The following is a 19,851-nucleotide window of genomic DNA, read 5'->3' as shown; positions in this document are numbered from 1 at the left end:
GATGAGCCAGTCCTCGATGGCCTCGCCGACCGGCCGGCCGGCGCGACGGGGGCGGCTGACCGTCTACCTCGGGGCGGCGCCCGGGGTCGGCAAGACCTACGCCATGCTCGGCGAGGCGCAACGACGGGTCGCCCGTGGGACCGACCTGGTCGTCGGCTACGTCGAGACCCACGGGCGGCCTCGCACCGTCGAGATGCTCGAGGGGATGGAGGTCCTGCCGCGCGCCGAGATCTCCTACCGCGGTACGACGTTCACCGAGCTCGACACCGAGGCGGTGCTGGCCCGCGCGCCCGCCGTCGTCCTGGTCGACGAGCTGGCCCACACGAACATCCCGGGATCGGGCACCGAGAAGCGTGCAGAGGACATCGGCCGGATCCGAGCCGCCGGGATCGACGTCATCACCACCGTGAACATCCAGCACCTCGAGTCGCTCAACGACGAGGTCGAGCGGATCACCGGGGTCCGGCAGCGCGAGACCGTGCCGGACGAGGTCGTGCGCACGGCCGACCAGATCCAGCTCGTGGACATGGCGCCGGACGCGTTGCGTCGCCGGATGGCGCACGGCAACGTCTACAAGCCGGAGAATGTCGACGCCTCGCTGGCCTCGTACTTCCGGGTCGGCAACCTCACCGCACTGCGAGAGCTCGCCCTGCTGTGGCTGGCCGACCGGGTGGACGACGCGCTCGGCGACTACCGCCGCGCCCACCGGATCGAGCACCCCTGGCCGACCAAGGAGCGGATCGTGGTGGCGGTCACGGGCGGCCCGGAGAGCGAGACCCTGCTGCGTCGCGGCGCTCGTCTGGCGCAGCGTGCCGCCGGGTCGGAGCTCCTGGCCGTCCATGTGATCGCCACCGACGGCCTGCGTGCCGCCGACGAGCGCACCATCGCGAGGGTGCAGCAGCTCACCGCCGCGGTGGGCGGCACCTTCCACTCCGTGGTCGGCGAGGACGTCCCGGCCGCGGTGGTGGACTTCGCGGAGGGCGCGAACGCCACGATGATCGTGGTCGGCGTCTCACGTCACGGGCGGTTGCGACGGCTCTTCACCGGCACGACCGGGGACCGGACCGCCGAGGTCGCCGGCGCCATCGACGTCCACCTCGTCACCCACGACCTCCAGGGCTCCAGCGGGATGCGGGCCAAGGGGCTGCTGGCCCCGCCGCTGTCTCGGGAACGCCAGGTGCTGGGCCTGGTGGGGGCGGTGGCCCTCCCCGCCGGGCTGGCGGCGATGCTGCACGTCTTCTCCGACACCGACCAGCTCCCGGTCGCGAGCTTCGGGCTGATGGCCGCGACCGTGCTCGTCGCCCTGGTCGGCGGGCTGCTCCCGGCCCTCCTCGCGGCGCTGGTCGCCTTCGTGTTCTTGAACTGGTGGTTCACCGAGCCTCGGGGCACCCTCAGCATCGCTCAGCCCTCCGACGCCATCGCACTGATCGTGTTCGTGGCGGTCGCCATCGCCGTGGCCACCGTCGTCGACGGAGCCGCCCGGCGCACCACGGATGCACGTCGGGCACGAGCGGAGGCCGCCACCATCGGGTCGCTGTCCCGATCGGTGCTCACCGGTCAGGACACGGCGGAGGCCGTCGTGGAGCGGGTACGAGAGGTGTTCGGCCAGGACTCGGTCGCCCTGCTCGAGCACGGCGACGCCGGCTGGTCGGTCCTCGCGGCATCCGGTGCACGGTGCGTCGACGACCCAGCTCGGGCCGACACCACCGTCGTCGTGGACGACATCCATCGACTCGCCCTGTGCGGCGACGCGCTCAGGGCCAGTGACAGACGCGTCCTGGAGGGGTTCGCCGTGCAGACCTCGCTGGTGCTGGAGTACCGGCGCCTGCGTGAGCGAGACTTCCGCGCCCAGGCACTGGAGAAGGCGGAGGCGACGTCGACGGCTCTGCTGCGCGCCGTGGGACACGACCTGCGCACGCCGCTGGCGATCATGCGCACGGCGCTCGACGGCCTGATGCTGCCCGACCTCGGTGCCGAGGACCGCGACACGATGCTGGCCACGGTGGCCGAGGCGATGCGGCGCTCGGAGTCGGTGACCGACAATCTGCTCGACCTCTCCCGGGTGCAGAGCGGCCTGGTGCGCGCCAGGCTCGAGCCGCACAGCCTCGAGGAGGTTCTTCCCCTGGTCGTGGCCGGAACCGACGCGGTGGAGCTCGAGCTGGACGAGACGACGCCCCTGGTCTCCACCGACCCCGGGCTCCTCGAGCGGATCGTCGACAACCTCGTGGCCAACGCCGTGAGGGCCTCCGGCGGGCGCGCGGTCCGCATCCTGGTGCACACCCTCGCCGAGCACGTCGAGATCCAGGTCGTCGACCAGGGACCCGGCGTCGGTGAGGAGCAGCGGCAACGGATGTTCGAGCCGTTCCAGCGCCTCGGGGACCAGGGCCCCACCGGTCTCGGCCTCGGGCTGGCAGTGGCTCGTGGGCTGACCGAGGCCGTGGGGGGCACCCTGACACCCGAGGACACCCCGGGCGGCGGGCTCACCATGGTGCTCACCCTCCCGCGCGCACAGCCCGTCGAGGTCGAGGGTCTGCGCAGCCCGGTGGAACCGGCGCGAGAGGACGTCACGTGAGCACCGCCCACGAGCCGCGGGTGCTCGCGGTGGACGACGAGATCCCGTTCCTCCGCGCACTGAGCATCAACCTGCGCGCCGCCGGGTGGCGGGTGACCACCGCGCAGACCGGGAGGGCGGCGCTGTCGGCAGTGGTCACCCAGCGTCCGGACGCCGTGCTGCTCGACCTGGGCCTGCCCGACATCGACGGGGTGGAGGTGCTGACCCGGCTGCGCCGGACGAGCGCGGTGCCGGTGATCGTGGTCTCGGCCAGGCACCACCCGGTGGGCAAGGCCGAGGCGCTCGACCTGGGGGCCGACGACTACGTGACCAAGCCGTTCGCGATGACCGAGCTCCTCGCCCGACTGCGGACCTGTCTGCGCCGGTCCGGGCAGTCGGGGCAGGGCCCCGGCGGGGTTCTCGTGCTCGGAGAGCTCGAGGTCGACTTCGAGCGCAAGAACGTGCGGCGGGGCGGCGAGCCCGTGGCCCTGACGCCTACCGAGTGGCAGATCCTCGAGCTGCTCGCTCGGCGCCCGGGAGCGCTGGTCAGCCGGGAAGAGATCCTGCGCGAGGTGTGGGGTCCGGGCTACGAGCGCGAGACCCAGTACCTCCGGGTCCACATCGCCCACCTGCGCCGCAAGATCGAGGACGACCCGTCGCACCCCGCGTACCTGGTGACCTCCAGTGGCCGCGGCTACCTGCTCGACTCGGCTGTCGAGCCGTCCGAGGAGACCCCGTCGGGCGCTGCGCCGGAGCAGTCGTGAACCGTCGACCCGTCCCCTGCGCTGGCCGGCCGTCGCGGCAGGCGCGCCGCTGGCCGCCAGCCGAGCCCGGGGTCAAATAGCACCTTTGTCTAGCAACATAGTTAGGTTAAGGTGTCCGTCATGCCCCTTGCCACGTCTGCCGGCGAGCCCGGTGCGACCGACGTCCACCAGCACCTGTGGCCCGAGGACCTCCTCGACCGGCTGCGCGCGAGAGCGGCGCCGCCGTACCTGCGCGGCTGGACGCTGCACACCGCCGGCGAGCCCGAGTACGAGGTCGACCCGGCCGCGCACGACGCCTCCGGGCGCGTGGCCACCGATCTCGCCGACGGCACCGGTACCGCCTGCGTCAGCCTCTCGTCGCCGCTCGGGGTCGAGGCGCTGCCCAGGCCCGAGGCGTCCCGCCTGATCGACGCCTGGCACCGCGGCGTCCGCGGCCTCCCCGACCACTTCCGCGCCTGGGCGTCGGTCCCGGAGCTCGACCCCGACCCGGCGGAGCTCGGTCGACTGCTGGCCGAGCCGCGCTTCGTCGGGCTCCAGCTTCCCGCGACCACGCTCTCGACGCCCGGCGCGTGGGAGCGGGTCGCGCCGCTGCTGAGTGTCGCCGAGTCCGCCGACCGGCCGGTGCTGATCCACCCGGGGCCGGTGCGCCGCGCCGCCGGGGACGCACCGGTCCCCGAGTGGTGGGCACCGGTGGTCGGGTACGGCCAGCAGCTGCACGCCGCCTGGTGGGCCTGGCGGGCGTACGTCGGCCGCGCGAGCCACCCGCAGCTGCGGCTGGTGTTCGCGGCGGCGGCCGGGCTCGCGCCGCTGCACGAGGAGCGACACCTGGTCCGCGGTGGGTCGCCCGAGCCCGTCGACCCCGGGATCTTCGTCGACTCCAGCGGGCACGGGCCCCGGTCCCTGGACGCGGTCGTGCGGGTGCTCGGCATCGACGCCCTCGTCCTCGGCTCGGACCGTCCGTACGCCGTACCGACGCCGCTCGGCACCGTCCTCGGCGAGGCGGGGGAGCGGGCGGTCCGCGCCGACAACCCCCGGCGCCTGCTCGGGACGCCGGACCCGACCTCGTCGGTCTCACCGGAAGGAGCCCCACGATGGGCGTACGCCAGCTGACCCCCACGCGCACCCGCGTCACCGACGTCCTGGAGGACCTCGGCCTGCCGCAGGACCGCGACCTCGCTCCCGACGAGCTCGCCCGGCTGGCCCGGACCGTCGCCGCTCGCCCGCAGGACTGGGACCACCTGGTCGGCTTCGACGACGACGAGCGGGTCTTCGCCTCGCTGCACCGTGACGCGCACGTCGACGTCTGGCTGCTGTGCTGGACCCCGCAGAACGACACCGGCTGGCACGACCACGACGTCTCCTGCGGCGCGGTCAGCGTGGTCAGCGGCGAGCTGGTCGAGAACAACCTGACCCTCGCCCAGGGTGCACGCGAGACCCGGGTCGCGGCGGGGACGACGTTCTCGTTCGAGACCGACCACATCCACCGGCTCAACGGTGCGGTGCCCGGCTCGGTCTCGGTCCACGCGTACAGCCCGCCGCTGTGGCGGATGGGTCAGTACCGCGTGGACCGGCGCGGCCTGCTCAAGCGGGTCTCGCTGTCGTACGCCGACGAGCTGCGCCCGATCGACTGACCCGCCGGTCGCCGGCGTCGGGCCAGGGTGGTCTCGACGTCCTCGCTCGCAGGGCTCGCGTCGGGCTCGACCACCCGTGGGCTCGCGTCGGGCTCGACCACCCAGGGCTCGCGTCGGGCTCGACCACCCAGGGCTCGCGTCGGGCTCGACCACCAGGTCGCCGGCGCGCGCGTCGCGACCCGGTGACGTGCGCGCCGACGCGTCGCCGGCGGACCTAGGCTCGCCCGCATGACCATCCTGCTTCCCGACGAGACGCGGGCGGACGGCCCGGTGACGATCTTCGGTCCCGACTTCCCGTTCGCGTACGACGACTGGGTGACCAGCCCCCACGGGCTCGGCGAGCTGCCGCCCGAGGCGCACGGCGCGGAGGTCGCCGTGGTGGGGGCGGGGCTGTCGGGGATGGTCGCGGCCTGGGAGCTGATGAATCTCGGCGCACGTCCGGTGATCTACGAGGCGACCCGGATCGGCGGCCGGCTGCGGACCCACGAGTTCGAGGCCGCGCGCGGGGTGACCGCCGAGCTGGGCGGGATGCGGTTCCCGGTGTCGGGCTCCACGTTCTTCCACTACGCCGACCGGCTCGGCCTGCACAGCCGCCCCTTCCCCAACCCGCTCACCCCGGCGGCCGGGAGCACGGTGATCGACATCGGCGGCGAGACGTACTACGGCGAGAGCCTCGAGGACCTGCCCGAGCTGTTCTCGACGATGTCCGGCGCCTGGGACGAGGCGCTGCGCGCGGTCGGCTTCGAGGAGCTCCAGGAGGCCATCCGGCGGCGCGACGTCGCGGCGCTCAAGCAGCGGTGGGACACGCTGGTCGCCGAGTGGGACGAGCGGACCTTCTACGACTTCGTGGCCAGCTCGCAGGCGTTCTCGTCGCTGCCGTTCGAGTACCGCGAGCTGTTCGGTGTCGTCGGCTTCGGCACCGGCGGCTGGGACTCCGACTTCCCGAACTCGATGCTGGAGATCCTCCGCGTCGTCCTCACCAACTGCGACACCGACCAGCGGCTGATCGACGGCGGGTCCGAGCAGCTGCCGCGCGGGCTGTGGACGCTGCCGGTGCGCGAGGACAGCCCGTGGCCCGCGGGGACGACCCTCGCCTCGCTGCACGCCAACGCCACGCTCCCCGCGGCCGCGGCGATCTCGCGGGCCGAGGAGGGCCGCTTCGACGTGCGGGACCGCTGGGGCGTGACGCGCCGCCACGACGCGGTGCTCGCCACCTGCCAGAGCTGGCTGCTGACCACCGAGGTCGAGGTCGACGAGGAGCTGTTCTCGCAGTCGCTGTGGATGGCGCTGGACCGGACCCGCTACATGCAGTCGACGAAGACGTTCGTGATGGTCGACCAGCCGTTCTGGAAGGACGTCGACCCCGAGACCGGACGGCACGTGATGAGCATGACGCTGACGGACCGGCTCACGCGCGGGACGTACCTCTTCGACAACGGGCCGGACCGCCCGGCGGTGATCTGCCTGTCGTACTCCTGGATGTCCGACAGCCTGAAGATGCTGCCGCACCCGGTCGAGCGGCGCGTCGAGCTGGCGCTCGCGGCGCTCGCCAAGATCTACCCCGGCGTCGACATCCGCAGCCGCATCGTCGGCGACCCGGTCACGGTCTCCTGGGAGGACGACCCGCACTTCCTCGGTGCGTTCAAGGGCGCGCTGCCGGGGCACTACCGCTACAACCACCGGATGTACACGCACTTCGTGCAGCGCGACCTGCCCGCGTCCGAGCGCGGCATCTTCCTCGCCGGCGACGACGTGTCGTTCACGCCGGCCTGGGCCGAGGGCGCGGTGCAGACCGCGCTCAACGCGGTCTGGGGCGTGATGACCCACCTCGGCGGGCGCTGCCACCCGGAGAACCCAGGGCCGGGTGACCGGTTCGACGACCTGGCGCCGGTGGCACTGCCGTGAAGGTCGCTCTCTGGCAGTGCCGCTCGGACCCGCTCCAGGTGGAGGGCAACCTCGCGCGGCTGGAGGCGGCGTGCGCGCAGGCGCGGGAGTCCGGAGCCGACGTGCTGCTCACCCCTGAGCTGTTCACCACCGGCTACGAGATCTCACCCGCCGACACCGAGCGGCTCGCCGAGCAGTACGACGGCCCGACCGCCCGCGCGGTCGCCGAGATCAGCCGGCGCACGGGCGTCGCGGTGGCGTACGGCTACCCCGAGCGCGAGGGCTCGTGCGTCTTCAACGCGATGCAGGTGCTCGACGGCGACACGGTCGTCGTACGCCACCGCAAGATGCACCTGTTCGCCTCGATCGACCGTGACCGGTTCACCCCCGGGCCGACGCCGCCGCAGGTCGGGGACCTGCGCGGGACCCCGGTGTCCGGGCTGATCTGCTTCGACGTCGAGTTCCCCGAGTCGGTCCGCGCCGCGGCGCTCGCCGGGGCGGCGCTGGTCCTCGTCCCGACCGCCAACCCGGTCGGCTACGAGCCCGTCTCGACGCTGCTGGTCCCGGCCCGCGCGTACGAGAACGGCGTGCGCGTCGCCTACGCGAACTTCGTCGGCGGCGAGGGCCGGACGACGTACGCCGGGCTCAGCGTCCTCGCCGGCCCCGACGGCGAGGCCCTCACCGCCGGGCCCGAGGAGGAGACGCTGCTCGTGGCCGCGCCGACCGAGCCGGTGCGCCGCACTCCGCACTACCTGCGGGACCGTCGTACCGACCTGTGGTGAGCACTACTCCGACGGGAGGTCCGGCGGCGTGCCCCGGGGTGTCTTCTTCCACTCGTAGCAGCCGGTGGCGATGCTGAGAGCGCCGTTGGCTCCCAGCCCGAAGGTGTAGGTCCCTCCGTCGGGCGCGCGACCGTCGATGGAGAGGATCTCGGCGTTGTCGATCGTCGTGCCGACCTTGTCGAAGCCGTACCTCCTGCCGACCTCGGCGACGATCGTCGTCGCCTGTCGCCACTCGTCGCGCGGATAGGCCCGGTCGGGTCCCCAGATCGGGAGGTAGGCCACCTCTCCGGTCTCGGAGTCGGAGATGCCCGAGCAGCCGGAGCGATCGATCGTGGGCTCCTTGCTGGGGTCGAGACCCCAGCTGCGCCTCTCGAGCTTCGCGTCGAGTGCCTCGACCATGTCCTGGCGCATCCGCTGTATGTCGCCCACGGCCTGCTCCATCGTCTTCGTGCTGTGCTCGTCGGGCTCGTCGGGCCCGTCGGTGCCCGACGTCGGGCTGCACGCTGCGAGGCCGAGGGCAGCGAGAGTGGCCAGCGCCGCGACCGCGCGGCGTGCGGGAACGAGCGAGTGCCCCGGGCGGCGCGGGGCCGCGCCGCGCGTCATCTGGCGGCTCAGCCGTTCTCGGCAGCGATCGCGGACTCGAGCACCGAGAGCCCGTCGTCGAGGAGCTCGTCGCCGATGACCAGCGGCGGGAGCAGCCGGATCACGTTGCCGTACGTCCCGCAGACGAGCACCAGCACGCCCTCGGCGTGGCAGCGGGCGGCCACAGCCTTCGCGACGTCCGGGGCGGGCTCGGTGGTGCCGGGGCGGACGAACTCCAGCGCCAGCATCGCGCCACGGCCGCGGACCTCGCCGACGACGGAGTCCGGGCCGACGAGGGCGGAGAGTCGGGGCAGCACCCGGGCCTCGATCTCGCGGGCCCGGCCCACGAGGTCCTGCTTCTCGATGGTGTCCAGCGCGCCGAGGGCCGCGGCGCAGGCGACGGGGTTGCCGGCGTACGTCCCGCCCAGGCCGCCGGCGGGGACCGCGTCCATGATCTCCGCACGCCCGGTCACCGCGGCCAGCGGCAGCCCGCCGCCGAGCGCCTTGGCGGTGGTGACCAGGTCGGGGACGACGCCCTCGTGCTCGCAGGCGAACATCGCGCCGGTGCGGGCCAGCCCGGTCTGGATCTCGTCGGCGACGAAGACCATGCCGTGCTCGCGAGCGAAGTCGGCGACGCCGGCCAGGTAGCGGGGCGGCGGCACGATGAAGCCGCCCTCGCCCTGGATCGGCTCGGCCACGATCGCCGCGACGTGGTGGGCACCGATCTGCGAGACGACCAGGTCCTTCAGCGCCGCCAGCGCCTCCTCGCCGGACGCCTCGGGCCCGCCCGGCCAGCGGAAGGGGTACGGCGACGGCGCGCGGTAGACCTCCGGCGCGAACGGCCCGAAGCCCTCCTTGTACGGCACGTTCTTCGCCGTCATCGACATCGTCAGCAGGCTGCGACCGTGGTACGCGTGCCCGAGCACGACCACCGCCGGCCGGCCGGTGTGGACCCGCGCGATCTTGACCGCGTTCTCCACCGCCTCGGCCCCGGTGGAGAACAGGGCGGTCTTCTTCGCGTGGTCGCCCGGGGTGAGCCGGTTGAGGGCGTTCGCGACGTCGACGAACCCGGCGTACTCGGTGACGAGGAAGCACGTGTGCGTGAACCGCTCGACCTGCTCGGAGACCCGCCGGGCGACCTCGGGGTCGGCCGCGCCGACGCTGGTCACCGCGATGCCGGAGGCGAGGTCGACGATCTGGTTGCCGTCGACGTCGACCAGGATCCCGCCACCGGCGTGGTCGACGAAGACCGGCATCGTCATCCCGAGGCCGACCGGCAGGGCGGCGTCGCGCTGCTGCTGGAGCTCCTGGGACCGGGGGCCGGGGATGGCGGTGACGAGGCGGCGTTCCTGAGTGGGTAGTGGCACAGGTCTCACCCTAGGGCGTGTCTCTCCATTCTGGCCGACCGCTGAACGTCGTCCAGCGCGTGCGCTGGCAACTGCGGGGTGGTGGCTTGGCGCGGGAGCGAAGGGGGGCCGGCGGCCCGTCGAGCTTCCGCAACGCCGCCAGCGTGCGTGATGGGCGGCGGGCAGCAGGCCACGAATGGAGAGACACGGCCTAGGCCCGCTGGACGTCGTCCTCCGTGCCGGGAGTGGGGTCGACGAACACGTGCTGGACCTCCGGGTACGACTCCCGCACACGTCGCTCCACGTCGTCGGCGACCCGCTCGACGTCCTCGCCGGTCTCGTCGTCGTCGATGTCGACCTTGACCGCGAGCAGCACGTCGTCGGCGCCCATCTGCATCGTGAGGACCTGCATCACTCCGCGGATGCCGGGCGTGTCCCGCACCGTCGTACGGATCTGCTCGCGCAGGTCGTTGTCCACCGCCCGACCGATCAGCAGGTCGCGGTTGGACTCGCCGAGGGTGAACGCCACCCCGATCAGCAGCACGCCCACCAGGAGGGAGGCGACCGCGTCGAAGACGGTGGAGTCGAGCAGCTCGTCCAGCGCCAGGCCGGCGGCGGCGAAGACCAGCCCGAGCATCGCCGCGGAGTCCTCGAAGAACACCCCGCGCAGCGTCGGCTCAGCCGTGCGCAGGTGTCGTACGACGGACTCGCCCTCGGCGCGGGCGTCGTTGCGCAGCTGCCAGATCGCGCGCACCAGCGACGTGCCCTCGAGGACGGCGGCCAGCCCGAGCACGATGAAGGCCAGCACGGGGCTGCCCTCGCGCTCGCCGGACACCAGGGCCTTGACCCCCTGGAAGATCGAGAACCCGGCGCCGAGGACGAAGACGGCGACGGCGGCGAGCAGCGACCAGAAGTACCGCTCCTTGCCGTAGCCGAACGGGTGCTCCTCGTCCGCCGGGCGCGAGCTGCGGCGCAGCGCCGCCATGAGGAACAGCTGGTTCAGCGTGTCCGCGAAGGAGTGCGCGGCCTCGGAGAGCATCGCCGCCGAGCCCGACACGATCCCGGCGACCAGCTTCGCGACCGCGATCAGCAGGTTGGCGGCGCCGGCGAGGACGACAGTGATGCCGCTGTCGCCGGAGGTGCTGTCGTCGTGCCGGTCGGGCTGCCGACCTCGCGCCTGCTGTGTCATCGTCGCTCAGCCTCCTCCAGGGCGTGCGCCAGCCGGTGCGCGGCCCCCCGCGGCGCGAGAGCGGCGAGAGCGGCTGGGTCGTCGGGGAGGTCCAGCCCCCGGGCCGCGGCGAGCGCACGGTCGTCGAACCACGGGCGCAGGGCCGGCCAGACGGCCTGGGCCTCCCGGCAGAAGATGTCCGCGCCGACCGGACCGATGCGCGGCACCTCCGTCAGCGCCCCGCGCAGCCTCGGCACGTCGTCGGGGCGCTCGGGTCGTATGCGGCGCAGGTCGCCGCGGTGCGCCCGGAGCACGTGGTCGGCGGCCTTCGCGAGCTCCGTCGCCGTGCTCTCGTCGTAGCGCCGGTAGTGCGCCCGACCCAGCGCGTCGACCCGCTCCTGCCAGCTCGACTCGGCCAGTCGCCGCGCGGTGCGCCACCCCGCGCGAGACAGCTCGTGAGACGCCGCGGCCGCGAGGTCCGCCCCGATCGGCGCCGAGGCGAGCAGGCACAGCACCAGGAGCCGGAACAGCGGCGACGGCTTGTCCCGCAGGGTGATACCGCCCTGCTCGGCGTACGACCTCGGGTGCCCGGCGAGGAGCTCGCGCACCCGGTTCCGCTGCTGAGCGCTGCTGACCACGAGGAGGAAGTCAACACCGGGAGCGCGGGGTCCAGCACACCCGAAGAGGCGCGTCGGCTCAGGCGCGGAACCGCGAGGGCACGAGGGTGGAGTAGGACGGCGCCGCGTCGACCAGACCGCTCTGCACGTGGAAGGTCCGCGCGACCTCGTACTGCGACTCGACCACCGCGGGCGTCGTCGCCGTCTCCTTCTGCAGGATCGGCACGAGCTTGTCGAGGGCGGCGTCGGGGGTGCCGTCGAGGTACTGGCCGAGCAGGTCCCGCACGCGGGAGCCGTCTCCGCGGATCACCCCGAGCGCCCGCCCGATCGCGGTCTGGAACGCCGCGACCTCGTCGGCCTTGTCGTCGAGGATGCTCTGCCGGCTGAAGACCACGCCGTGCAGGTCGCCGTCCAGGGAGGGGACGTCGCCGGCGGCGGGGGAGATGTAGATGCTCCCCACCCCGGCGGCCTCGGCCTGCTGGCCGATCGGCTGGAAGAACGACAGCGCGTCGACGCGCCCGGACTTGAGCGCGCCGACCGCGGCGGTGGCGACTGCACCGAGATTGACCAACGTGGCGTCCTTGGCCGGGTCGAGGCCGGCCTGCTCGAAGAGGTACGTCACCAGTGCCTCGGTCCCGCTACCGGGCCCGGTGATCCCGATCTTCTTCCCCTTCAGCGCGAGGACGCGCTCCTCGAGGGAGCCACCCCCCTTGCCGGCGGATCCTCCGACCACGATGTCGACGTAGTAGGCGCTGATCAACGAGGTGGTCAGCCGAGCCTGGTCGTCGATCTCGGCGAGGTTGAGGGCGTCGGTCATGACGCCGCCCCCGAGGTCGATGCTGCCGGACTTCAGCGCCGCGGCCACCTTGGCGCCGGTCCCGAGCCGTGGACGCTCGCCGAGGCTGAGCTTCTCGTCCGTGAAGAAGCCCTGCTTCTCGGCGATGAAGAGCGGGAAGAACGCGACGGAGTCGCTGATCTGGCCCACGTTGAGGGTGCCGGCCTTCGAGCTCGAACCCGCACCGCACGCCGCGAGCAGCGTGGGCGAGAGCAGGACGGGGGCGACGGCGAGCGACTTCAGGAGGCCGCGTCGGGTGGGCTGCATGGTGGTGCTCCGATCGTGCGAGTGGGCGGGTGGAGAGGGTCAGTCGAGGGGCTTCCAGCGGTTCACCCGCTTGTCGAGCAGGCCGACGAGCAGGTTCAGCACGCCGGCGATCACGCTGAGCACGACGAGCGCGGCGAAGACGCCGGCGGTGTCGAACTGGGCGGCGGAGTCGTTGATCAGGTAGCCGAGGCCGCGGTTGGAGGCGACGAGCTCGCCGATGACCGCACCGATCAGGGCGTACGGGACGGAGACCTTGAGGCCGGTGAGGAACCCGGCCATCGAGGCGGGCAGGATCACCTTGGTCGCGATCTCCCGGCGTCCGCCGCCCATCAGGCGCACTGCGTCGACCAGGCCGCGGTCGACCTCGCGGACCGCTGCCGCGGTGTTGAGGAAGACCAGGAAGAACACCGTGACCGCGGCAAGCAGCACCTTCATGTCCATCCCGATCCCGATCCAGACGATGAACAGCGGCGCGAGCGCGACCTTGGGGATGGAGTAGAGCGCCATGATGAACGGGTCCAGCACCCGGTAGACCTGGCGTGCGGCGCCGAGGACGTACCCGCCGAGCGCCCCGGCGGCCGCGCCGATGACGAAGCCCAGCACGATCTCCTGGACGGTGATCCAGGTGTTGTCGGCCAGCGTCCCGTCGCGCCACCAGTCGCCGAGCCGGGCGACGATGTCGGTGGGCCGGCTGATGAACGTGTCGTCGACCCACCGACCTGCCGCGACCTGCCACAGCACCAGCACGACGACCAGCAGCAGCAGCCGCGAGGACCAGATCACGGTGGCGTCGCCGTAGCGGTCCCACCAGGAGCGGTCGACGTGCTCGCGGACGGCGCCGGCAGGGGCGGTGCTCGCGTCCCCCGTGGTGGTGTCCTCCACTGGTGCGGCGGTCATGATGCTGCTCCCTTCAGGGCGGCGGCGAGCTCTCGGTGGATCGAGACGTACTCGGGATCGACCTGCAGGTCGTCGGCGTTGCGCGGCCGCGGGAGGTCGACGCGGCGGTCGACGATCACCCGTCCCAGCCCACCGAGGACCACGACACGGTCTCCCAGCAGCACGGCCTCCTCGATGTCGTGGGTGACGAAGACGACCGTCTGCTCGCTGCCCGACCACAGCCGGAGGAGCTCGACCTGCAGCTCGTGGCGCAGCTGGGCGTCGAGGGCGCCGAAGGGCTCGTCCATGAGCAGGGTCGAGGGCCGGCCTGCGAGCATCCGGGCCAGGCTGGCGCGGCGCCGCATGCCCCCGGACAGCTCGCGCGGGTAGTGGTGCTCGAAGCCGGCCAGGCCGACGCGGTCGATGAGGTCGCGGGCTGCCTCGGTCCGCTCCTTCGCCGGGGTGCCCTGGAGCTCCATCGGCATCTCGACGTTGCGCTGCACGTCGCGCCACGGCATCAAGGTGTCGGACTGGGTGAGGTAGCCGATGTCGGTCTGGGGGCCGCGCAGCACCCTGCCCTGGTAGCGGACCTCGCCCGCCGAGGGTGTCGTCAGACCCGCGAGCAGGTTGAGCATCGTGGACTTGCCGCAGCCGCTGCGGCCGAGGACGGAGACGAACGTCCCCTCCTCGACCTCGAGGTGGAAGTCGCGCAGCGCCACGGTCGCGCTGTCCTTCTTGACGAACCGCTTGGTCAGTCCGTCCGTGCTGAGCAGCGTGCTCATGCCGGGCTCCCTTCGGGTGTCGGTGCTGCCTCGTCCTCGGCCCGCAGGCCGTACGCGTCGTAGCTGAGCTCACCCTTCGCCCATCGCGCGCGCAGCGCCGACTCCTTCTGCAGACGTGCGCGCACCGCGTCGAGGACGCGGCCCGCCTCGCCGGAGGGGACGACTGCGGCGCCGTCGTCGTCGAGGACCACGACGTCGCCCGGCGCGACCCGGGTGCCACCCACGACCACGGGCACGTCGACCGCGCCGCGGTGCGCCTTGGTCGCGCCGCGGGCGTTGCGCCAGCGGGCGTGCACGGTCAGCGGCATCTGTCCCAGCTCGGCGGTGTCGCGGACCGCGGCGTCGATCAGGAGACCCACCACGCCCTGGGCCACAGCCTGGGTGGCGAGCAGGTCGCCGACCACGGCGGCCGGCGCCGGCTCGTCCATCGTGACCACGAGCACGTCACCGGGGCGCACGTGCGCGAGGGCCTCGTGGACGGCGCGGTTGTCCCCGGGCCCGCACAGCACGGTGCACGCACGGCCGGCGACCCGCCGACCGGGCGTGACCTGCTGCCACTGCTCCTCCAGCAGCCCGGAGCGGCCGGCGGCCTCGTACACGGTGGCGACCCCGGCCGCACCGAGCTCGGCGACGACGTCGGTCCCGACGGGCGGCCCGCTCACAGCGCCCTCGCCACGTTCGGGACGATCCGCTGGAAGGCCTCGGCCTGGCGGATCGTGGCGTCGCCGGTGACCTTGCGGGCGTGGTTGCCGCGGTGCTCCGCCCGCTGCGCGTAGTACTCCTGCAGGTAGACCTGCGCCGACATGTGCTCCATCGCCTCGACCTTGCGGTCGAACACGTCGGTGATGTCGAGGAAGAAGCTCGGCACGAAGCCGCACAGCTCGGGCTGGTGGGGTTCGAAGGCCAGGAACTCGGTGGGCGGGACCGTCTCGAAGGCGCTGGCCACACCGGCTCCGCTGGTCAGCAGCCGGGCCCGGGCCACGGCGGCGTGCGCCACGGGGTGGTCCGGGTTGAACGGGTCCTCCCCGGGGTGGGTGACCACGACGTCCGGCCGTTGCTCGCGCATCAGCGCGACCAACCGGTCCAGAGCCTCGTCGTCGACCGCGAGCGGGTAGTCGCCGAGGTCGAGGGCGACGAAGTCGGCGCCCAGCACGGCGGCGGCCCCGCTGGCCTCCTCGTGGCGGATCTCCTTGACCCGCTGCTCGGTCTGGCCCTCCTGCTTCCACAGGGCGCCGGACTCACCGCGCTCGCCGTAGGAGAGGGCCACGACGGTGGCGGTCCCGCCGGCGGTGGTGTGTGTGGCGACGGCGCCCGCCGAGCGCCAGACGAAGTCGGCGCTGTGCGCGCCGACCACGAGGAGGTGGCGGGGGCGGTCGGTCTGGTCGGTCGGCATCGGGTGTCCTCCGGCTGGGTGTCGTACGGGCGGTCAGGGCAGCGGGTCGGCGCCGACCAGGGCCCGGGTGTTGGTGACGGTCATCGTGCGGACCTCGTCGTCGCTGAAACCGTGCTCGAGGAGCCGGTCCGCGGCGAGTCCGAGCCCGTCCTCGACGGGCGGGTTGAAGGGCTGGCCGAGGTCGCTGGAGACCACCGAGCTCTCCGGCCCGGCCTCGCGGATGTGGCGGAACCAGGTCTCCCACCCGACCTTCCCGGTCAGCGGTGTGGTGTAGCAGCGCTCGAGCAGCGCGCCCTGGGCCGCGAGCTCCTGCTGCTTCTCGGAGTCCAGGCGCTGGGAGGTGAACTCGGGGTGGGTGACCACGATCCGGCGTACGCCCGTGGCGACGGCGGCCTCGACGACCGCGGAGATCTCGTCGCCGTGCAGGTGTCCGGTGGCCAGCACCAGGTCGTGGGTGGCGATCACCTGCAGCACCTGCCGGGTCCGTGGCAGCAGCGTGCCGTCCGCGTCCAGCACCGGCACCGGGTCGGCGGCCATCCCGGCCCTGCGGAGGTCGTCCTGCAGCTGGGCCCACATCGGTGGCTTCGCCCCCTCGGGGTCGCTGGCCAGGCAGGCACGCTGGTTCGCGCTGTCGACCGTCGGCATCCAGACGAAGCCGGCTCCGCCGCGAGCGGCGATCTCGACGGCGATGGGGTTCATCCCGCCGACGGCGGCGTTCAGGGTCACCGCGCCGACCGCGCGGGCGCCGCCGAGGGTGTTGACCACCGCGGCACGCTCGGTGGTCGGCACGTAGTGGCTCTTGAGCACGAAGCCGCCCAGGCCGGCCTCGGCGAACGTGTGCGCCAGGTCGGAGTCGGCGATCCGCCGCTCCATCACGTCCGGCGCCACGTGCACGTGGACGTCGAAGCCGCCGCGGACCAGCTCACGGGCTCGCTCGGAGGGGCGGGGGTGCTGAGCGTCGGTCATGGCTTCCTCGCTTTGTCGACAACTGTGTGGAACAAGATTGTTCACAATATTGCGCACACGTGTCGGCGATCACAAGGGCTGGCCGAAGATTTCTCCTAACCGGTCGTCGCAGGACCGCGACCGTCGTCGGGGACCGGTCTCAACCGGCGTGGCTGCTGCGCATGGCGTCCATGACGCTGCGCAGGTGCTCGCGCAACGCCGCGTCCGCGGCGACGGCGTCGTGGCGGCAGATCGCGTCGATGATCGCCAGGTGCTCGGGGAGCGACACCTTGGGTCGCCCGGGTGTCGTGGCGACCTTGAACTGCTGGCGCACGCTCTGGGCGCGCAGGCGCTCGAGCACGCTGCCGGCGGTGCGCTGACCGCTCATCTCCCGGATCCGACGGTGGAGACGCTCGTTCAGCTGGCGGTACACCATCACCTCGCCGGCTGCCACCGCCTCCTCCATGTCGGTGCCGATCCCGCGCAGCTCGGCGACCTCTGCGTCGTCTGCTCGCTCGGCCGCCTTGGCGGCGCACAGCGCCTCGAGGACCATCCGGACCTCGTAGATCTCTATTGCCTCCTCCAGCGGGACGACGCGCACGCGCGCGCCACGATTCGCCACCCGCTCGACCAGTCCCTCGGTGGCGAGCTCGACGAGCGCCGAGCGGACGGCGGCACGGCTCGCCTCGAACTGCTCGGAGAGGTCGGCCTCGACCAGGCGCTGTCCCGGGACGAACTCACCTCGCAGGATCCCCTCGCGGATGGCGGCCGGCACCGGTAGTCGAGCGGGGCGCGCGGTGGGGCCATGGCTGACGACGGGCGAGGAGTCGACCATAGAACCTCTCCAGACAAAATTGTTGACAATATTGGCGAAGGCTAGCAGAGTGCGTCCGGCCGTCGGCGTCGACGACCACGGCGAGACTCGCTCGAAGGGACTGCGATGACTCACCCCGGACCCACCGTCGTCGCTCTCCTCGGGCTCGGAGAGGCCGGCTCGGCGTTCGCCGCCGACCTGGTCGCGGCCGGCGCGCTGGTCCGTGCGTACGACCCCGCAGTGGCCCCGCCGCAGGGCACCACGGGATGCGACGACGAACGGGACGCGGCCACGGGATCCGACCTGGTGCTCAGCGTCAACAGCGCCTCGGCGGCCGAGGAGGCCCTGGCCGCCGGGCTTCCGGGGCTCGCCCCCGGTGCCGTCTGGGCCGACCTCAACACCGGGTCGCCGGGCCTCAAGCGCCGCCTGGCCGCCACCGCCTCGTCGGCCGGCGCGCACTTCTCCGACGTGGCGATCATGGCGCCGGTCCCCGGCAAGGGTCTCGCCGTCCCGCTGCTGGCCAGCGGGGACGCCGCGGACCGGGTCCAGCGGCTCCTCGCGCCGCTCGGGGCGCGGGTCGACCTCCAGCGCGGAGGCGCGGGCGAGGCGGCGCAGCGCAAGCTGCTGCGCAGCGTCTTCTTCAAGGGTCTGGCCGCGGCGGTGGTCGAGGCGCTGGAGGCCGCCGAGGCCGCCGGCTGCCGGGACTGGCTGGTCGAGAACATCGCCGACGAGCTCGAGGAGTCCGGTCCCGCGACCGTGCAGCGGCTCGTGGACGGCTCCCGGGTCCACGCCACGCGCCGCCGCGAGGAGATGGCCGCGGCGGTGGACATGCTGCACGAGCTGGGCGTGGACCCCCTGGTCGCCGCGGCCTCCCGCGACCTGCTGACACGGCTCCGGGACCACTCGGCCTGAGCCGGCGTGCCCTGCGGGAGCACCTCGGCCACCGGGTGTTCGGCCGACGTCACACAGCCGTCTCGTCGTACACCCCGGGTGGTGGGGGTGAGCACCGCCGATGCGGGTACGCCTTGGGTGAACGCATCCCCACCGACCGAGGAGCCCCAATGAGCACGCTGTCCGGCAAGAAGATCGCCATCATCGCCACCGACTTCTTCGAGGAGGCCGAGCTGGTCCGTCCTCGCGACCAGCTGCGCGATGCGGGCGCGGACGTGAAGGTCTACTCGACCGGCACCGACCCGATCCAGGCGATGGAGGGCGACACCGAGAAGACCCAGCAGGTCGACGTCGACGGCACCTTCGCCGACCTCGACGTGGACGGGGTGGACGCGGTCGTCGTCCCCGGCGGGACCGTCAACGCCGACCACATCCGTACCGACGAGAAGGCGCGGGCGATCGTCCGGGCGGCGTACGAGGCGGGCAAGCCGCTCGCGGTCATCTGCCACGGACCGTGGCTGCTCGTGTCCGCCGGTCTGGCCGAGGGCCGGCGGCTGACCAGCTTCCCGAGCCTGCGCGACGACCTCGTGAACGCCGGCGCCGAGTGGGTCGACGAGCAGGTCGTCGTGGACGGGAACCTGATCACCAGCCGCAACCCCGACGACCTTCCGGCGTTCGTCGATGCGATCGAGAAGGCGCTGGCCGGCTGAACGACCAGGGCCGGGTGGGCGCCTAGAGGTCGATGGTGCCCACCCAGCGCTCGCCCTCGTCGCCGCCCCAGGCGTCCCACGCCACGCGGCCCGGCGACGGGAACCCGTCGTCGCCGCGGGTGAAGCCCTCGGCGTCCTTGTCGACGGAGTGCCGCTTGAAGTACGCCTGCATCTTCTTGACCTGCTCGTCGGAGAGGGCGTCGCCGTCGGCCAGCTGCTTGGCACGGTGCCTGCCGGTGTCGGTGAAGTTGTCGCCCGCCTTGCCGTCCTCGATCCAGCGGACGGCCCGCTGACCGACCTTCTGGACGTCCTTGGGAGGGGTGTGACCGCTCACCGGGTCAGCCCGTTCAGCACTTGGACCATGTCGCCCTCGGTGTCGCTGCCGATCTTCTCGAAGACCAGCTTCATGACGGGGTCGGCGAGCTTGGCCGCGCCCTTCATCTCGATGACCGCCTCGTAGGTGATCAGGCTGCCGGCACCGTGCGCCTCGACGGTGATGGTGTCGGTCGACGAGGCGGTGTCGTTGGTCCCGACGAACTGGATCCGGGTGGCGCTCAGCTCGGTGAGCTCGTACGTCAGGTCGGTGCTGAGGCCGGCGATGGTCGAGGTGTTCGCCCACGTGCTGCCGACCCGGACCTCGCCGGAGTCGATCCGCTCGCAGGAGTCGGTGCCGGGGTCCCACTCGGTGGCGTGGGAGAAGTCCTTGAGGTAGTCGACGACGACATCGGGCGAGGAGCGGACCTCGAAGGTCCGGGAGACGGTGGCCATGGCGCTCACGCTGCCGTCCCGGAAGCGTGCGCCGCCTCCTCCCTGAGGGCGGCTCAGGCGTGCTTCTGACTCGGCCCGTCGACCTCGATGGCGTCGTTGTCCTCGGGCTCGACGGCCTCGTCGGCCTGCTCCTCGCTGATGTGCACGCCGGCGATCGGGTCGCCGGTCGAGGTCCCCGCGACGTCGTCGTCGGGGGTCACGTCGGCGTCGATCCGCTCGGTCTGCTCGGGCTGCTGCTCAGTCAT

At 72.7% G+C, this 19,851-nt stretch carries 22 protein-coding genes; 8 read left to right on the top strand and 14 right to left on the bottom strand.

All coding sequences use genetic code 11. The annotated features are described in order from the left end of the window. Position 1: 1 nt before the first annotated feature. From IEX42_RS10190 to IEX42_RS10165, 6 genes are all read left to right on the top strand, one after another. Positions 2–2,572, top strand: a complete 2,571-nt coding sequence (locus tag IEX42_RS10190; protein ID WP_229660765.1) for an ATP-binding protein — start codon at positions 2–4, stop codon at positions 2,570–2,572. After that, positions 2,569–3,315, top strand: coding sequence for a response regulator transcription factor (locus tag IEX42_RS10185; RefSeq protein ID WP_229660764.1), 747 nt, complete (start codon positions 2,569–2,571; stop codon positions 3,313–3,315). The genes IEX42_RS10190 and IEX42_RS10185 overlap by 4 nt, the downstream gene beginning before the upstream one ends. Positions 3,316–3,435: 120 nt before the next feature. Beyond that, positions 3,436–4,425 (top strand): amidohydrolase family protein, encoded by a 990-nt coding sequence (locus IEX42_RS10180; RefSeq protein ID WP_188779675.1) that lies wholly within the window; start codon positions 3,436–3,438, stop codon positions 4,423–4,425. Next, positions 4,407–4,946 carry a cysteine dioxygenase gene (locus IEX42_RS10175; protein ID WP_188779674.1) on the top strand — a complete coding sequence of 180 codons (540 nt, stop codon included), beginning with the start codon at positions 4,407–4,409 and terminating at the stop codon, positions 4,944–4,946. The genes IEX42_RS10180 and IEX42_RS10175 overlap by 19 nt, the downstream gene beginning before the upstream one ends. Before the next feature lie 228 nt (positions 4,947–5,174). Continuing rightward, positions 5,175–6,851: a flavin monoamine oxidase family protein gene (locus IEX42_RS10170; RefSeq protein ID WP_188779673.1), complete on the top strand. Its 1,677-nt coding sequence runs from the start codon at positions 5,175–5,177 to the stop codon at positions 6,849–6,851. After that, positions 6,848–7,612, top strand: a complete 765-nt coding sequence (locus IEX42_RS10165; RefSeq protein ID WP_188779672.1) for a nitrilase-related carbon-nitrogen hydrolase — start codon at positions 6,848–6,850, stop codon at positions 7,610–7,612. The genes IEX42_RS10170 and IEX42_RS10165 overlap by 4 nt, the downstream gene beginning before the upstream one ends. 3 nt (positions 7,613–7,615) lie before the next feature. On the opposite strand, the gene IEX42_RS10160 is transcribed toward IEX42_RS10165, so the two are convergent. The 11 genes from IEX42_RS10160 to IEX42_RS10110 all read right to left on the bottom strand — a co-directional run bounded on the left by IEX42_RS10160 (position 7,616) and on the right by IEX42_RS10110 (position 17,198). Further along, a complete protein-coding gene (locus tag IEX42_RS10160; protein ID WP_188779671.1) occupies positions 7,616–8,215 on the bottom strand; it encodes an LppA family lipoprotein in 600 nt (199 codons plus the stop codon). An 8-nt stretch (positions 8,216–8,223) separates the two neighbouring features. Beyond that, complete coding sequence (gene gabT, locus IEX42_RS10155) at positions 8,224–9,561, bottom strand: 4-aminobutyrate--2-oxoglutarate transaminase (RefSeq protein WP_188779670.1); 1,338 nt, start codon at positions 9,559–9,561, stop codon at positions 8,224–8,226. Positions 9,562–9,751: 190 nt separating this feature from the next. Further along, positions 9,752–10,729, bottom strand: a complete 978-nt coding sequence (locus tag IEX42_RS10150; protein ID WP_188779669.1) for a cation diffusion facilitator family transporter — start codon at positions 10,727–10,729, stop codon at positions 9,752–9,754. Continuing rightward, positions 10,726–11,346, bottom strand: coding sequence for an endonuclease (locus IEX42_RS10145; RefSeq protein WP_188779668.1), 621 nt, complete (start codon positions 11,344–11,346; stop codon positions 10,726–10,728). The genes IEX42_RS10150 and IEX42_RS10145 overlap by 4 nt, the downstream gene beginning before the upstream one ends. A 58-nt stretch (positions 11,347–11,404) precedes the next feature. Continuing rightward, positions 11,405–12,427 (bottom strand): ABC transporter substrate-binding protein, encoded by a 1,023-nt coding sequence (locus IEX42_RS10140; protein ID WP_188779667.1) that lies wholly within the window; start codon positions 12,425–12,427, stop codon positions 11,405–11,407. Positions 12,428–12,466: 39 nt separating this feature from the next. Continuing rightward, the gene (locus IEX42_RS10135; RefSeq protein WP_229660763.1) at positions 12,467–13,324 is read right to left on the bottom strand and encodes an ABC transporter permease; all 858 of its coding nucleotides are present in this window, start codon (positions 13,322–13,324) and stop codon (positions 12,467–12,469) included. After that, complete coding sequence (locus tag IEX42_RS10130; RefSeq protein WP_188779666.1) at positions 13,321–14,085, bottom strand: ABC transporter ATP-binding protein; 765 nt, start codon at positions 14,083–14,085, stop codon at positions 13,321–13,323. The genes IEX42_RS10135 and IEX42_RS10130 overlap by 4 nt, the downstream gene beginning before the upstream one ends. Next, positions 14,082–14,747, bottom strand: coding sequence for a 4-carboxy-4-hydroxy-2-oxoadipate aldolase/oxaloacetate decarboxylase (locus tag IEX42_RS10125; RefSeq protein WP_188779665.1), 666 nt, complete (start codon positions 14,745–14,747; stop codon positions 14,082–14,084). The genes IEX42_RS10130 and IEX42_RS10125 overlap by 4 nt, the downstream gene beginning before the upstream one ends. Beyond that, positions 14,744–15,478: a PIG-L deacetylase family protein gene (locus IEX42_RS10120; protein WP_188779664.1), complete on the bottom strand. Its 735-nt coding sequence runs from the start codon at positions 15,476–15,478 to the stop codon at positions 14,744–14,746. The genes IEX42_RS10125 and IEX42_RS10120 overlap by 4 nt, the downstream gene beginning before the upstream one ends. Before the next feature lie 33 nt (positions 15,479–15,511). Continuing rightward, positions 15,512–16,444: a DUF6282 family protein gene (locus IEX42_RS10115; RefSeq protein ID WP_188779663.1), complete on the bottom strand. Its 933-nt coding sequence runs from the start codon at positions 16,442–16,444 to the stop codon at positions 15,512–15,514. A 139-nt stretch (positions 16,445–16,583) separates the two neighbouring features. Continuing rightward, positions 16,584–17,198, bottom strand: coding sequence for a GntR family transcriptional regulator (locus IEX42_RS10110; RefSeq protein WP_229660762.1), 615 nt, complete (start codon positions 17,196–17,198; stop codon positions 16,584–16,586). A 165-nt stretch (positions 17,199–17,363) separates the two neighbouring features. On the opposite strand from IEX42_RS10110, the gene IEX42_RS10105 reads away from it, so the two are divergent. Next, positions 17,364–18,149 (top strand): NAD(P)-dependent oxidoreductase, encoded by a 786-nt coding sequence (locus IEX42_RS10105; protein ID WP_188779661.1) that lies wholly within the window; start codon positions 17,364–17,366, stop codon positions 18,147–18,149. Between the two features lie 149 nt (positions 18,150–18,298). After that, a complete protein-coding gene (locus tag IEX42_RS10100; RefSeq protein WP_188779660.1) occupies positions 18,299–18,838 on the top strand; it encodes a type 1 glutamine amidotransferase domain-containing protein in 540 nt (179 codons plus the stop codon). Between the two features lie 22 nt (positions 18,839–18,860). Here IEX42_RS10100 and IEX42_RS10095 read toward each other — a convergent pair whose 3' ends face one another. Genes IEX42_RS10095 through IEX42_RS10085 form a run of 3 tightly spaced genes read right to left on the bottom strand, consistent with a single transcriptional unit; the run spans position 18,861 to position 19,851 of the window. Then, entirely contained in the window at positions 18,861–19,172 is a 312-nt protein-coding gene (locus IEX42_RS10095; protein ID WP_188779659.1) for a hypothetical protein, read from the bottom strand. Beyond that, on the bottom strand, positions 19,169–19,606 hold the full coding sequence (locus IEX42_RS10090) for an SRPBCC family protein (protein ID WP_188779658.1): 438 nt from the start codon (positions 19,604–19,606) through the stop codon (positions 19,169–19,171). Before IEX42_RS10090 ends, IEX42_RS10095 begins: the two co-directional genes overlap by 4 nt. A 53-nt stretch (positions 19,607–19,659) precedes the next feature. Continuing rightward, positions 19,660–19,851, bottom strand: coding sequence for a hypothetical protein (locus tag IEX42_RS10085; protein WP_188779657.1), 192 nt, complete (start codon positions 19,849–19,851; stop codon positions 19,660–19,662).

This window comes from Marmoricola endophyticus (assembly GCF_014644415.1).
In the GTDB taxonomy this organism is placed as follows: Bacteria; Actinomycetota; Actinomycetes; order Propionibacteriales; family Nocardioidaceae; genus Marmoricola; species Marmoricola endophyticus.
This window is presented reverse-complemented; position numbering and strand designations above follow the sequence as displayed.